The organism is Bordetella genomosp. 10 (assembly GCF_002261225.1).
Classification (GTDB): Bacteria; Pseudomonadota; Gammaproteobacteria; order Burkholderiales; family Burkholderiaceae_B; genus Bordetella_C.
Genome location: NZ_NEVM01000005.1, coordinates 800151 through 814943, shown reverse-complemented (window position 1 = coordinate 814943; position 14793 = coordinate 800151). Strand labels below are relative to the sequence as shown.

At 68.4% G+C, this 14793-nt stretch carries 13 protein-coding genes; 8 read left to right on the top strand and 5 right to left on the bottom strand.

Going from position 1 to position 14793, the window contains the following annotated elements:
* Positions 1-40 precede the first annotated feature (40 nt).
* From CAL29_RS19890 to CAL29_RS19870, 5 genes are all read right to left on the bottom strand, one after another.
* Complete coding sequence (locus tag CAL29_RS19890; RefSeq protein WP_094854765.1) at positions 41-952, bottom strand: FCD domain-containing protein; 912 nt, start codon at positions 950-952, stop codon at positions 41-43.
* A gap of 86 nt (positions 953-1038) precedes the next feature.
* Positions 1039-2757, bottom strand: coding sequence for an ABC transporter permease (locus tag CAL29_RS19885; RefSeq protein ID WP_094856769.1), 1719 nt, complete (start codon positions 2755-2757; stop codon positions 1039-1041).
* Between the two features lie 65 nt (positions 2758-2822).
* On the bottom strand, positions 2823-3887 hold the full coding sequence (locus tag CAL29_RS19880; RefSeq protein ID WP_256977603.1) for an ABC transporter substrate-binding protein: 1065 nt from the start codon (positions 3885-3887) through the stop codon (positions 2823-2825).
* Positions 3888-3942: 55 nt separating this feature from the next.
* On the bottom strand, positions 3943-5010 hold the full coding sequence (locus tag CAL29_RS19875; RefSeq protein ID WP_094854764.1) for an ABC transporter ATP-binding protein: 1068 nt from the start codon (positions 5008-5010) through the stop codon (positions 3943-3945).
* A gap of 222 nt (positions 5011-5232) precedes the next feature.
* Entirely contained in the window at positions 5233-6201 is a 969-nt protein-coding gene (locus CAL29_RS19870) for an aldo/keto reductase (protein WP_094854763.1), read from the bottom strand.
* Positions 6202-6618: 417 nt separating this feature from the next.
* Here CAL29_RS19870 and CAL29_RS19865 point away from each other — a divergent pair, with 417 nt between their 5' ends.
* From CAL29_RS19865 to uvrC, 8 genes are all read left to right on the top strand, one after another.
* Positions 6619-7683: an ABC transporter substrate-binding protein gene (locus tag CAL29_RS19865; RefSeq protein WP_094856767.1), complete on the top strand. Its 1065-nt coding sequence runs from the start codon at positions 6619-6621 to the stop codon at positions 7681-7683.
* Positions 7684-7696: 13 nt separating this feature from the next.
* Positions 7697-8584, top strand: a complete 888-nt coding sequence (locus CAL29_RS19860; protein WP_094854762.1) for an ABC transporter permease — start codon at positions 7697-7699, stop codon at positions 8582-8584.
* Position 8585: 1 nt separating this feature from the next.
* Positions 8586-9380, top strand: a complete 795-nt coding sequence (locus tag CAL29_RS19855) for an ABC transporter ATP-binding protein (protein WP_094854761.1) — start codon at positions 8586-8588, stop codon at positions 9378-9380.
* Between the two features lie 275 nt (positions 9381-9655).
* Positions 9656-10477 (top strand): winged helix-turn-helix domain-containing protein, encoded by an 822-nt coding sequence (locus tag CAL29_RS32095; RefSeq protein ID WP_256977602.1) that lies wholly within the window; start codon positions 9656-9658, stop codon positions 10475-10477.
* Positions 10478-10636: 159 nt separating this feature from the next.
* Positions 10637-11392, top strand: a complete 756-nt coding sequence (locus CAL29_RS19845; protein WP_094854760.1) for a pyridoxine 5'-phosphate synthase — start codon at positions 10637-10639, stop codon at positions 11390-11392.
* Positions 11393-11440: 48 nt separating this feature from the next.
* On the top strand, positions 11441-11911 hold the full coding sequence (gene acpS, locus CAL29_RS19840) for a holo-ACP synthase (protein WP_094854759.1): 471 nt from the start codon (positions 11441-11443) through the stop codon (positions 11909-11911).
* A 35-nt stretch (positions 11912-11946) separates the two neighbouring features.
* Positions 11947-13005 (top strand): beta-N-acetylhexosaminidase, encoded by a 1059-nt coding sequence (nagZ, locus tag CAL29_RS19835; RefSeq protein ID WP_094854758.1) that lies wholly within the window; start codon positions 11947-11949, stop codon positions 13003-13005.
* The gene (gene uvrC / locus CAL29_RS19830; protein ID WP_094854757.1) at positions 12965-14791 is read left to right on the top strand and encodes an excinuclease ABC subunit UvrC; all 1827 of its coding nucleotides are present in this window, start codon (positions 12965-12967) and stop codon (positions 14789-14791) included. The genes nagZ and uvrC overlap by 41 nt, the downstream gene beginning before the upstream one ends.
* The last annotated feature ends 2 nt before the right edge of the window (positions 14792-14793 follow it).

Here is a 14793-nt window from a genome sequence, read left to right as displayed (position 1 = left end):
ACTATTTTCGGTAAACCGGGGCTTGCCCGGGGATCATGGTTCAGCCCGCGGCGCGCGTGCCGCGAGGTTTCCTGGCGGCGCGGGCGGCCGTGCCGGTGCTTGCCGGAGCGGCTGCGGCCGCGGTGGGGGCGGCTACGGCGGTTGCAGGGCTTGCGCTGCCCGCGCGCCCCGCGGTGGAGGGGCTGCTTGCGGTCGCCGCGGGGTTGGCGCCGGCCGCGCGCCGCGTCTTGCGTGGCGCAACGCCTTCCTCGGCTTTCGCCTCGCCCGCCGGTTGCGCCTTTTTCGCGCGCACCATGCCGTTGAGGATGTGGGCGCGCCCGGCGATCAGCGCGCGCACGGGGTCGCGCGCTTCCACCGCGTCGACGATCTCGCGATGCTCCGAATTGGAAATGTGGAGGACGTCGGGACTGGACAGCGCGCGGTAGCGCTGGATGTGCAGCTCGCGCACGAAGCTCTGGTAGATGGCGTTGAGCCGGCCGTTGCCGGCCATCGACGCGATCTGCTTGTGGAATTCGAGATTGACCGGATAGTAGGTGTGCACCTCGCCGAGGTCGGCGATTTCGTCCATGCGCGCCAGCAGCGCGCGCAGGGTGGCGACCTGCGCCGCCGTGATGCGTTCGGCGAGCATCATCGTCATGCAGCCGAAGATGCCGGCGCGCGCTTCCGACAGGTCCTGGGACTCCTCGCTCGACAGCGAGCGGATGAAGAATCCGCGGTTGGGAATGATCTCGATGAGTCCCATCGCGGCCAGCGCGCTGCACGCTTCGCGGATAGGGCCGCGGCTGACGCCGAGCCGCTGCGACAGGCCGTTCTCGTTGACGCGCTCGTTGGGCTGGAACTCGCCGTCGATGATCATCCGCTCGATTTCGGCCTGCACCACGTTGGCCAGCGACTTGGTGCGCAGGAAATCGATTGCGGAGAAGCTGGTGGGTTGATTCGGGGTATCCGGCATCGTGTGACGTGGTGAGTTGGCCGACGCGGCGGCTGGCGTTGCGTATCGGCCCGCGGTCCGCGCGGTTCTCACGGCGCGCTCCCTGTTCAACTGCGGTGGCCCGTGGCGGGGCCGCCAAGGATGGGAACGGCGTTGGCGACGGAAACGACGGCGAACGAAACCACCAGCAGAATGATGCCCAGTACGCAGATGGCACCGAGATCGCCGCTCTCATTCAGGTCATAAATGATAACCGATACCAATTTCGTATTGGCCGTCGTCAGCAGGATGGTGGCCGACAATTCGCGGATCGTGCCCACGAAGACGAAGCACCAGGTGGCGACCACGCTGGTGCGCAGCAGCGGGGCGGTGATCTGCCACAAGGCCCGCATGCGCGAGGCGCCCAGGATGCGGCTGGCTTCCTCCAGTTCGGGATGCACGCCGGAGAACGCCGACGATATCTGCTGGTAGCCGGCCGGCAGTTCGATGGTGACGAAGGCGATGAGCAGTATCCACAGCGTGCCGTACAGCCGGAACGTGGGGTTGGCGTAGCTGAGGAAAAGCCCCACGCCCAGCACGATGCCCGGGATGGCGACGGGCGCGGTGGCCAGCACCCCCAGCAGGGAGGCGCCGCCCAGCGCGCGGCGGCCGGCCAGGTAGGACACCACCAGCGCCAGGAGGGTGACCACGGTGGCGCTGGACAGGCCGAGTATCAGGGTATTGGTCAACGCCAGCCGTGTCGCCGACAGCTCGAACAGCACGAAGCGCCAGTGGTGCAGGGTCAGCGTGCTGAAGTTGACGGGATCGCCGACGGCCCGGGTCAGGGATGTCTTCAGCAGGGCCGCGTAGGGCATGAAGATGGTCAGGCAGAGGACCGCGAGGACGAAGGCGACGGCCACCCATTTCCAGCGGCCCAGTTCGGTGACGCGCGGCGTGCCGCTCTTGCCGCCGAGGACGGTATAGCCCCTGCGCCCCAGGATCGCCTTCTGCGCGCGCAGCAGGGCCACGGTGACGAGCAGCAGGGGGAGGGAGGCGGCCGCCGCCATGCCCAGCCGCGGCGGAAACTGGAAGTAGCTCCATATCTTGGTCGTGACGACGTGAAACCCGGCCGGCAGCGCGAGGATGGCGGGCGAGCCGAACATCGTCAGCGATTGCAGGATGGCGATCAGCATGCCCGCGAGCATGGCCGGCAGCACCAGCGGAAAGGTCACCTTGCGCAGCGTCGTCAGCGACTTTCCTCCCAGCATGGACGAGGCGTCCTCCAGGTCGGAGGGCACCTTGTCCAGGGCGTTGGCCACCAGCGTGAAGACGTAGGGAAAGGTGAAGCAGGCGATGACGAAGACCAGGCCGGAGAAGGTGTAGATATTCACCAGCCGGTCGGCGCGCTCCAGGCCGAACAGGGCGCGATAGACGACGTTGACCAGGCCGCTGTTCGGCGCGGCCAGGATCTCGTAGGCGATGGCGCCGAGGAAGGGCGGGGTGACGAAGGACGCCGTCACCAGCATGCGGACGTAGCGCCGCAGCGGCAGGTCGGTGCGCGCCACCAGCCAGGCCATGGGCGTGGCGACGAGACAGGTCAGCACGGCCACGCCCAGCGCCATGACCAGGGTTCGCCGGTAGGCCTCCAGCAGGCTGGCGTCGGTGAACAGGGCCGCCAGGTTCTCCCAGGTGAACGCGCCGTCGTCGCCGCGGAAGGCGTAATAGAACAGCCAGAACAGGGGCAGGATGACCAGCACGCCCAGCACGACCGCGAGCAGGACGAAGACGGGGACCGAGAAGTCGATCCGGCGCGCGGGCGGCTTACAGGCAAGCGGAGCGGTGGTCATGGTTTCCATGCCGTGGGTTCCCTATCGGTCGGGCCTGGGGCCGGTTTCCTGTGTCGATGGCGGCATCAGGTGCCGAAGTATTTTTCGTAGTTGGACTTGATGGTCTGGATGAGCGGCAGCACCTTCGTCGGATCGGCGGTCAGCACCTTGATCTGCGACAGCGGGGTGCGGTTGGGCTTTTCCTTGACGTCCGGGTTGAAGGAGCGCAGGCCGCCGGCGTCGCTGTTGATCTGCTGGGCCTCGGTGGAAAAGATGTAGGCGTAGAACAGCCGGGCGGCGTTGGGGTGGGGCGCGTTCTTCAAGACGCCCGCGTTGCCGATGGCGATCGGCGTGCCCTCGGGCGGATAGACGATCTTCAGCGGCACGCCCTGGTCCTGCAGGCGGAAGACGTTGTATTCGTTGCCGTCGACTTCCAGCGCCCTTTCCTTTTCCGCCAGTTTCTTGGGCGGTTCGGTCGAGGACTGCACCTGCATGATGTCCTGCTTGCCGAGCTTTTCGAAATACCCCCAGCCCAGCATCTGGCTGAGCACGTAGGTCGCCGTCATGACCGTGCCGCTGTAGCCGGGATGCGCCTTGACCATCTTGCCCTTGTAGCGGGGGTCCAGCAGGTCGGTCCAGGTCTTGGGCGCGTCGGCGTCCTTCATCAGCGTCGTGTTGTAGGCCATGACGGAAAGATGCGCGCGATAGGCGGCGTAATAGCCATCCGGGTCGCGCGCGGAGGCGGGCCACTTGTCCGCCACGATCTTCGGCACCATGGGCTGCAGCCAGCCCTGCTGCTTGAAGTACACGAAGTTCACGGCGTCGGAGGTCTCGATGACGTCGGCGTTGTGGATGCCGGTCGAATATTCCTGGCCCAGGCGCTGGAACACGCGCTCGGAGCCGGAGCGTTCCACCTGCACGGTGATGCCCGGATATTCCTTCTGGAATTGCTGGGCCAGGCCCTGGGCGACCGCGACGTCGGTGGAGGTGTAGAAGACGACCTTTTTCTCCGCCGTGGCGGCGGCGACCAGTTCCGGGGTGATGCTGTACGGGGCGGGCGCGGCGGCCATGGCCCCCGCCGCGGCGCCCATGCCGGCCGCGGCCAGCAGGGCGATGAGGGTTTTCCTGTTCCACATGTCTGTCGTCTTCATGTCTGTTGCCTCCTTTAGTGCCCAGGGCTAGTGCGCCAGGGCTGGTGCGCCAGGGTCAATGCGCGAGGGCGCGGCAGTTCTCCGGCGCGAAGTACAGGCTGACTTCCTCCCCGGCCGGTATCGCGACGTCGACCGGCGCGATCGTGCGCACCGTTGCGCCACCGCGCAGCGTCACCAGGTAATCGCGGTGCGAGCCGAGATAGATCTGGCGCTGGACGACGCCGGTGGCCCAATTCGTGGCGGCGTCGTCGGGCTTGGTCCGGGAGAGCCGGATGTCATGGTGGCGCACGGAAACCGCGGTATCGCCGTCGGCGGCGAAGGCGCCGTGGGCGCAGCGCAGGACGAGATCGCCCGCGCAGCGCACGGCGTCCTCGCCTTCGCGCGCGCCCTTCAGTATGTTGGTGCCGCCGATGAAGCGGGCCACGAACTCGGTTTGCGGACGTTCGTAGATGTCTTCGGGCGAGCCGGCCTGTTCGATGCGGCCTTCGTTCATGACGACGATGGTGTCGGCCGTGGTCATCGCCTCGGCCTGGTCGTGCGTGACGTAGACGGTGGTGTAGCGGAAATGGTCGTGCAGGCGGCGGATCTCGAAGCGCATCTCCTCGCGCAGGTTGGCGTCCAGGTTCGACAGCGGCTCGTCCAGCAGCAGGATCTCCGGCTCGACGACCAGCGCGCGGGCCAGGGAAACGCGTTGCTGCTGGCCGCCGGAGAGTTCGCCGGGGTAGCGGTCCTCCAGCGCCGTGAGCTGGGTGGAGGCGAGGATGGCGCGCACCCTTTCGGCGACGTCGCGCACGGGCAGGCGGCGCAGCTTCAGGCCGTAGGCGACGTTGTCGAACACCGTCATGTGCGGCCACAGCGCGTAGCTCTGGAAAATCATCGACATGTTCCGCGCTTCCGGCGGCACCGTGGCCTGCACGGAAGACACGGTCTGCCCGCCCACCCGGATCTCGCCGCCGCTGGCCTTGCCGAAGCCGGCGATGAGCCGCAGCGTCGTCGTCTTGCCGCATCCGGAAGGGCCGAGCAGACAGACCAACTGGCCCTTGTCGACGGAGAGGTTCACGCCCTTGACGACCGCCAACGAGCCATAGCTCTTGGTCAGTCCGTCCAATTCGAGGAAAGACACCCAAGCCTCCTTTAAGTGGCCGGTTCTTTTATGACTCCCGGTGGCTCACTTCTGATTCTGGCAATCAAGGCTAGGAGCAATTTTGAAGATTGTCAACAGATTACGATTTTGCCTACCGCATGCGGATGGGCAAAAGCATGCGCGGCGTCCTCCCGTTGAAGGAGGACGCCGCGCGCGGCAGGGGCGATGGGGAACGATGCGTATGAGGACGCGGATGCGCGCTTACCTCGGCGAGATCTTCCACGCGCTGGCTTCGTCGAGCTTGCGCAGGACCTCGGCGGGCAGGGTCAGGCGGGTGGCCGCGACGAGATCGTCCAGTTGCTGCAGCGACGTGGCGCTGGCGATGGGCGAGGTGATGCCGGGCTGGGCCATGGTCCACGCCAGCGCCACCTGGGTATGGGTGGCGCCCGTCGTTTCGACGGCCTCGTCCAGCGCGGCCAGGATGCGCCGGCCGCGGTCGTTCAGATAGGTGTCGACGATCTTGCGGCCGCGCACGCTCTTGGCGGCATCGGCCGCCGACCGGTACTTGCCGGACAGGAAGCCGCTGGCCAGCGCGTAGTAGTTGATCGTGCCCACGCCCTGCGCCACGGCCACGGCCTGCAGGCCGCTTTCGTAGGGCTCGCGCGCGTACAGGTTGTATTCGGGCTGGATGCTCTCGTAGCGCGGCAGGTTGTTGCGCTCGCTGAGGATCAGCGCTTCGGACAGGCGCTGCGCGGTGTAGTTGGAGGCGCCGATGGCGCGCACCTTGCCCTGGTCGCGCAGCTTGCCGTAGGCGCCCAGCGTGTCGGTCAGCGGCGTATCGGGATCGTCGCGGTGCGATTGGTAGAGATCGATGTAGTCGGTCTGCAGGCGGGCCAGCGAGTCCTCGACGGCGCGCGCGATATAGCTGGGCGCCAGGCCCACGGCCCCGGGGCCCATTTCCATGCCGACCTTGGTGGCGATGACGACCTTGTCGCGCTTGCCGCTCCTGGCCAGCCATTTGCCGATGATGACTTCCGATTCGCCGCCGCGGTTGCCCGGCGCCCAGCGTGAATAGACGTCGGCCGTGTCGATGAAGTTCAAGCCGGCGTCGACCATGGCGTCCAGCAGTGAAAACGCATCGGCCTCGCCGACGGTCCAGCCGAATACGTTGCCGCCGAAGGCCAGGGGAGGGACGGTGAGGCCGGAGCGGCCGAGTTGGCGTAATTGCATGGTGTGCCTCTGCTACGTGTGGGACATCGAAGCTGATGTGCCTTTTATGGTTTTTCGGGCCTATCCTGGGCAAGTATATCGACCGTCAGACGTATTCGGACGATAGTCGCGCGGCGTCAGGGATTTCCCGTGCTCATCCGCTTCCGGCCCGCAGGGGCGGTCCGTTAGACTATGCCTGGCGGACCGAGGCAGCCAGCGGTGCCGGACCCTCGCCGGCGCGCGTCCGCTTGCGGTATTCCCGCGTACGGTATTCAAAAGATACCCGACCCGGATTTCATACAAAAGGATAGCCAAATCATGGTGAAAGTATCCCGTCCTGCCGGCACGGCCGCCCGCGCGCCGCTCGCCGGCGCCGAGAGGCCGTGGCTGGGCCGCGCCGTCCGCGCCGCCGTGCTGGGCCTGCTGGTCCCGGCCGCCATGCTGGCGGCGCCGCCGGCCCGCGCGGCGGGGCCGGCGCCCAAGTCGGTGGCGGTGATCGCCATCGTCGACCATCCCGCGCTGGACGCCGTGCGCGACGGCGTGCGCGAGGCGCTGAAGGCGGCCGGCTACGACCCGGCCAAGAACCTGAAGTGGCAATTCCAGAGCGCGCAAGGCAATAACGCCACGGCCGCGCAGATTGCCCGCAAATTCGTCGGCGACCGGCCCGACGCCATCGTCGCCATCTCGACTCCCGCGGCCCAGGCCGTGGCGGCCGCCACCAAGGACGTGCCGCTGGTCTATGCGGCGGTGACCGATCCGGTGGCCGCGCAATTGATCGCCGCCCCGCCGGCCGCCGAGGCGCCGCCGCCACAGCCCGCCGCCGCTCCCGCCAGGGCCGTTAAATCCTCCCGGGCCGCCGCCGCCAAGGCCGCCAACGCCGCAAACACCGCCAACGCCGGCGGCACCGCCGTCGCCGCCAACGCCAACAGCGGCACCAACGTCACCGGCGTCAGCGATGCCTTGCCGCTGGACCGCCAGATCGACCTGATCAGGAAGATCGTGCCCAACGCCAAGCGCATCGGCATGGTATACAACCCCGGCGAGGCGAATTCCGTGGTGGTGGTCAAGCAGTTGCAGGACCTGCTGCCGAAATCCGGCCTGAGCCTGATCGAGGCGGCCGCGCCGCGCACGGTGGACGTCGGATCGGCCGCGCGCAGCCTGATAGGCAAGGCCGACGTCATCTACGCCAGCACCGACAACAACGTGGTGGCGGCCTTCGAGTCCCTGGCCAAGGTCAGCAACGACGCCAGGATTCCGCTGGTGGCCTCCGATACCGAGAGCGTCAACCGCGGCGCCGTCGCCGCGCTGGGCGTCAATTACCACGACATGGGCGTGCAGGCCGGCCGCATGGTGGTGCGCATCCTGAAGGGAGAAAAGCCCGGCGCCATCGCGCCGGAAAGCGCGGGCAAGCTGATGCTGTACGTCAATTCGACGGCGGCGCAGAAGCAGGGCGTCACCTTGTCGGACGCGCTGCTGAAGTCGGCCGCCCAGGTCGTTCATTGACGGGGCGGCGGCGATGTCCTTGTTTTCCTTGATGGGCGCGCTGGAGATCGGGCTGGTTTTCGGCCTGGTGGCGCTGGGGGTGATGATTTCCTTTCGCCTGCTGCGCTTTCCCGACCTGACGGTCGACGGCAGTTTTCCGCTGGGCGCGGCGGTGGCGGCGACGCTGATCTCGGCCGGCTGCAATCCTTTCCTGGCGACCGCGGCCGCCGTCGCGGCGGGCGCCCTGGCGGGACTGCTGACCGCCTGGCTGCACGTGCGGCTGCGCATCATGGACCTGCTGGCCAGCATCCTGGTGATGATAGGGCTGTACTCGGTCAACCTGCGCATCATGGGCCGCCCCAACGTGCCCCTGATCACCGAGCCCACCGTGTTCACCATGCTGCAGCCGGCGAACGTCAGCGATTACCTGATGCGGCCCCTGCTGCTGTTGATCGTGGTGGCCGTCTGCAAGGGCCTGCTCGACTGGTTCCTCGCCACCCGCACCGGCCTGGCCCTGCGCGCCAGCGGCGCCAACCCGCGCATGGCGCGCGCGCAAGGCGTGAACACCGGCCGCCTGGTGCTGGGCGGGATGGCCCTGTCCAACGCCCTGGTGGCGCTGGCCGGCGCGCTGTTCGCGCAGGCGCAGGGCGGGGCGGACATCTCCATGGGCCTGGGCACCATCGTCATCGGCCTGGCCGCGGTCATCGTCGGCGAAAGCATCCTGCCGTCGCGGCGGCTGGCGCTGGCCACGCTGGCGGTGATCCTGGGCGCGGTGATCTATCGCTTCTTCATCGCCCTGGCCCTGAACAGCGATTTCATCGGCCTGCAGGCGCAGGATCTGAACCTGGTTACCGCGGTGCTGGTGACCTTCGCCCTGGTGCTGCCCCGGTTGAAGCGGCGCCGCGCCGGCAAGGGAGGCTGACATGTTGCGCGCGGAGAATCTGCAAGTGACCTTCAACGCCGGTTCGCCGGTGGAGACGCACGCCTTGCGCGGCCTGTCGCTGGAAATTCCCAGCGGCCAGTTCGTCACCGTGATCGGCTCGAACGGCGCGGGCAAGTCCACGCTGCTGAACACCGTCGCGGGCGAGGTCGCCATCGACGGCGGGCGCATCGATATCGACGGCATCGACGTCTCGCGCCTGTCCTCGTGGGCGCGCGCGCAACGCGTGGCGCGGGTGTTCCAGGATCCCCTGGCGGGTACCTGCGAGGACCTCAGCATCGAGGAAAACATGGCGCTGGCCCAGTCGCGCGGCGTGCGCCGGGGCCTGGGGCGCGCGCTGAACGACGGCTTGCGCGAACGCTTTCGCGAGCGCCTGGCCGGGCTGGGCCTGGGGCTGGAAGACCGCCTGGGCGACCGCATCGGCTTGCTGTCCGGCGGCCAGCGCCAGGCGGTCAGCCTGCTGATGGCGGCCTTGCAGCCTTCGCGCATCCTGCTGCTGGACGAACATACCGCCGCCCTCGATCCGCGCACGGCGGCGTTCGTGCTGGCGTTGACGGCGCGCATCGTCGCCGAACACGAGCTGACCACCATGATGGTGACCCACAGCATGCGCCAGGCGCTGGAAGTGGGCGACCGCACGGTCATGCTGCACGAGGGGCGCGTGGTGCTGGACGTGGCGGGCGAGGAACGCAAGGGCCTGCAAGTGCGCGACCTGCTCGCCATGTTCGAACAGGTGCGCGGCGAGAACCTGTCCGACGACGCGCTGCTGCTCGGCTAGCGCCGTACCGTACCGGCGTCGGGTTGACGCCGGATTGACGCCGTATTGACGCTTTATCAAATTCCCGATCGATTCGTCGCCGATACCCCGGCGCGGTTCCTGCGTGTCCGGGGAATTCTGCCCGTTCCGATGGCCCGCGCTTGTAGGGTTCGCCAGAAGTTATTCACGGGCTAAACGGATTTTTACGTCGGATCAGTCTGATTCTTTGGCCGCGGTGCTCACAAGCCCGATGGCAGTGTTAGTTTGCTCCCTGATACGAACCTCTATGGACTGTCATGGAAGCGCCGCACACCGTCAAACCCCACAACCCATCCCATCCGATTTCCGTCGTGCTGTACGAGCCGGAGGCCCCGGCCCGCACGCAATTGCTGAATCTGCTCCGGCCCTCCGGCTTTCATGTACATGGCGTGCATGATGCGGACACCTTGTTTCGCTGGCTCAACCGCCATCCCGCGCAACTGGTCGTGCTGGGGGCCGGCACGCCGCAAGCCCTGCTGACCGACACCCTGCTGCCGCGCCTGGAGGCCGAGCACGCGGCCGGGGTAGTGGTGCAGATGCCCGGCGCGGCCGCCGACCTGCGCGTGCGCGTGCTGGGCGCGGGCGCCCACCTGTGCCTGGACCGCCATTACGACGGTCCCGAGTTCGCCGCGTTGCTGCGCGCCCAGGCCCGCCGGGCAGGGCTGGTCTCCGGCCGCGGCGCGATGGCGCGCGCCTCGGCCGTGCCGCCGCCGCGCCGCGCGGTGCGCTACCCGGGCATTCTTCCTCCCTTGCGCGTCGCGGCCGCGCCGGCGTCCGGCGCGACGCCCTGGACGCTCATGTACCAGGGCTGGGTGCTGGTGGCGCCCAACGGTATCCGCATCCCGTTGACGGGCCTGGAGCGCAGTTGCTTCAACTGCATGCTGGCCAGCCCGCAGCGCGAGCTTTCGCGCAAGGACCTGTGCCGTTTCATGTCGGAAGCGAATCTGCGTTCCATGAACGTGGTGATCAGCCGCCTGCGTAAAAAAGTCCTGTCCTCGGGCCAGCGCCTGCCCCTGCACACGGTGCACCGGCTGGGTTACGTCTTCGCCGGGACGCTGGTGGCGCACGAGGAAGGTTGAACGATGGTCCGGCGCGGCGGCCGGCGGCGCCGGCATCCGCGCCGCCCCGGGCCGGGCCGGCGCGCGCGATAATATGCCGGTGGCGCGCCGCGAAAAACCCTTGCCATCGCATGCGCGCCACGTGGAAAAGACCAGGACCATGACCAGGACGGCGGCGCAATGATAGAACTAGGTGTAAACATCGACCACGTGGCCACGCTGCGGCAGCAGCGCCACGCCGGTTATCCCGACCCCATCGCCGCGGCGCTGCGCGCCGAGGATGCCGGCGCCGATCTCATCACCCTGCACCTGCGGGAAGACCGGCGCCACATCCAGGACGCCGACGTGCATGCGCTGCGTCCCAGGCTGCGTACCCGCATGAACCTGGAATGCGCCGTCACGGCCGAGATGCTGGACATCGCCTGCCAGGTGCGCCCGGACGACGTCTGCCTGGTGCCGGAAAAGCGCGCCGAGCTGACCACCGAGGGCGGGCTGGACGTGATCGGCGGGCAGGCGGCGGTCGGCGCCGCCGTCGCGCAATTGCGCGAGGCGGGCATCCGGGTGTCGCTGTTCATCGATCCCGAGGCGGCGCAGATCGAGGCCGCCGCCCGCGCCGGCGCCACGGTCATCGAGCTGCATACCGGCGCCTATGCCGAAGCGCAGGGCGAGCGGGCCGTCGCCGAGCTGGCCCGCATCAAGGCCGCCATCGCCGAAGGCCTGCGCCATGGGCTGCGCGTCAATGCCGGCCACGGCCTGCACTACGGCAACGTGCAGCCGGTGGCGGCGCTGGACGGGCTGGCCGAGCTGAACATCGGGCACGCCATCGTCGCCCAGGCGGTCTTCGACGGCTGGGAGAAGGCCGTGCGCGACATGAAGGCCCTGATGGTGCGGGCGCGGGTGGAAGCCGCGCGCGGCAAGGTTTTTACGCCCGCCTGACGGTATGATGGACGGCTGCGGCCGCGCCGCGCAGCCCTGGAAGCCTTCATGAGTACGCCGTCCCCATCCTTGTCCGCGCTTTCCGTCCCGCCCGCCGGGCCGGCTGCCGGCGCGCCGGCCGCGGCCATCGCGGGCATCGGCATGGACCTCATCCGTGTCGACCGCATTGCCCGCGCGCTGGAGCGCCATGGCGACCGTTTCGCCGAAAAAATCCTCGGCGCGCAGGAAATGCAGAAATTCCATGCCCGGCGCCGGCGCGACGCCCGGCGCGGCGTGCTGTTCCTGGCCACCCGCTTCGCCGTCAAGGAAGCGTTTTCCAAGGCGATCGGGCTGGGCATGCGCATGCCCATGGCCTGGCGCCGCGTGCAGACGCTGAACGCGCCCAGCGGCAGGCCTGTCCTGGTGCTCGCGCCGGAATTGCAGGCGTGGTACGACGAGCGCTTCGGCGCCGCCCACGTTTCGCTGACGGACGAGTCCGACATGGCGGCCGCCTACGTCGTGGTGGAAACACGGCGCTGAGCCGCCTTCCGCCGCTTACCGGAGTTCTATTCATCATGTCCCGCAAGAAAAAGAAATCGCTGCCGCCCGGTCCCGTCATGGTCGACGTCGCCGGCGCCACGCTGACCAAGCAGGAGAAGAAACGCCTGCGCCATCCGCTGGTGGGCGGCGTCATCCTGTTCGCCCGCAATTTCCAGGACCGCCGCGCGCTGTGCGAGCTGACCGAGGCCATCCACGAGGCGCGCGACGAACCGCTGCTGATCGCGGTAGACCACGAGGGCGGCCGGGTGCAGCGCTTCCGCAGCGACGGCTTCACGGCGCTGCCGCCCATGCGCCGCCTGGGCGAGATCTGGAACCGCGATCCGCTGGTGGCCATGCGGGCGGCGTCCGACGTCGGCTATGTCCTGGCCGCCGAACTGCGCGCCTGCGGCGTGGATCTCAGCTTCACGCCGGTGCTGGACCTGGACTACGGCATCAGCAAGGTGATCGGCGACCGCGCCTTCCATCGCGATCCGCGCGTGGTGGCCATGCTGTCGCGCGCGCTGATCCAGGGCCTGGGCCTGGCCGGCATGGCGTCCTGCGGCAAGCACTTCCCGGGCCACGGTTTCGTCAGCGCCGATTCGCACCACGACATCCCGGTCGATCCGCGCAGCCTGGAACGCATCCTGCACGAGGACGCCGCGCCCTACGGCTGGCTGGGCGACAACGTGCTGAGCTCGGTGATGCCGGCGCACGTCATCTACCCCAAGGTGGACAAGCATCCCGCCGGTTTTTCACGCCGCTGGGTCGGCGAGATCCTGCGCGACCGCCTGCATTACGATGGCGTGGTGTTTTCCGACGACCTGACCATGGAAGGCGCGTCGGTGGCCGGCGATATCCTGGCGCGCGCCGAGGCCGCGCTGCACGCCGGCTGCGATATGGTCCTGGTCTGCAACCGGCCCGACCTGGCCGACGAACTGCTGGAGCGCCTGTCGTGGGAGCCCGATGAGCGGTCCGTCGAACGCATCCGCCACCTCATGCCCCGTTTCCGCGCCCCGCGTTGGGACGCCCTGCAAGCCGAACGCCGTTACCAGCATGCCCGAAGCAGCCTTCAATCTGAAATCGTTTCTGGCTGATCTGCCGCATCTGCCGGGCGTGTACCGGCACATCGACGCGGACGGCCAGGTCATGTACGTCGGCAAGGCGCGCGACCTCAAGAAGCGCGTCTCGTCCTATTTCCAGAAGACGCTGAGCAGCCCGCGCATCGCGCAGATGGTGTCCAAGGTCGCGCTGGTCGAGGTGACGGTGACCCGTTCCGAGGCCGAGGCGCTGCTGCTGGAAAACAATCTCATCAAGAGCCTGCGGCCGCGCTACAACATCCTGTTCCGCGACGACAAGTCCTATCCCTATCTGTGGATCACGGGACACCAATGGCCGCGCATCGCCTATTACCGCGGCGCGACCAACAAGCGCGGCCAGTTCTTCGGCCCTTTCCCGAACGCCTGGGCCGTGCGCGAGACCATACAGATCCTGCAGAAGGTGTTCCGCCTGCGCACCTGCGAGGACACGGTCTTCGCCAACCGCTCGCGCCCCTGCCTGCTGAACCAGATCGGCCGCTGCTCGGCGCCCTGTGTGGACGCGGTGCCGGCCGAGGAGTACGCGCGGGACGTCGATCGCGCGGGACGCTTCCTCAATGGCCAGGCCAAGGAAGTGATGGACGAGATCGAGGCGCGCATGCTGCGGGCCTCCGAGGCGCTGGAGTTCGAGCGGGCCGCCGTCCTGCGCGACCAGATGGGCTCGCTGGCGCGCGTGCTGCACCAGCAGACCATGGAAGACGCGGGGGGAGAGGACAGCGACATCATCGCCGTGGCGGTGGCCGGCGGGCGCGTGTGCGTCAACCTGGCCATGGTGCGCGGCGGCCGCCACCTGGGCGACAAGCCCTTTTTCCCCACCCATGCCGAAGGCGAGGCGGCGGCCGACGTCCTGGAGGCCTTCGTCGGCCAGCATTACACGGACAACAAGCTGCCGCCGGTGCTGGTCTGTTCGCACGCCTTGCCGGATGCGGAGCTGGTCGACCTGTTGGCCGAGCAGTCCGGCGCCCGCGTCCGCGTGCTGACCCGGCCGCAAGGCGTGCGGCGGTCCTGGCTGGAACAGGCGGTACGCAACGCGGAGATGGCCCTGGCGCGCGCGCTCACCGAATCCGGCGCCCGCGCCGCGCGCACCCTGGCGCTGGCCGAGGCGCTGGACCTGGACACCGACGAGGCCGCGCTGGATGCCTTGCGCGTCGAATGCTTCGACATCAGCCACACGGCGGGCGAGGCGACGCAGGCGTCCTGCGTGGTGTTCGAGCATCACGAGATGCAGCCCTCGCTTTACCGCCGCTACAACATCGCCGGCATCACCCCGGGCGACGACTATGCGGCGATGCGCCAGGTGCTGACGCGCCGTTTCGCCAAGGTCGCCGACGGCGAGGCCGAATTGCCCGGCCTGGTGCTGATCGATGGAGGCAAGGGGCAGGTGGAAGTGGCGCGGCAGGTCTTCGCCGAACTGGGGCTGGATATCCACGTGCTGGTCGGCGTGGCCAAGGGGGAAGGGCGCAAGGTGGGGCTGGAGACGCTCATCTTCGCCGACGAGCGGCCGCCGGTGGCGCTGGGCGCGGAGTCGGCGGCGCTGATGCTGATCGCCCAGGTGCGGGACGAGGCGCACCGTTTCGCCATTACCGGCATGCGGGCGCGGCGGGCCAAGGCGCGCAACGTGTCCCGGCTGGAGGAAATCGAGGGCGTCGGCGCGCGGCGGCGGCAGCGGCTGCTGGCGCGGTTCGGCGGCTTCTCCGGCGTGTCCCGGGCCAGCATCGAGGACCTGGCCTCCGTCGACGGTATTTCGCAGGACCTGGCGGAACGCATCTACGACGCCCTGCATTGAAG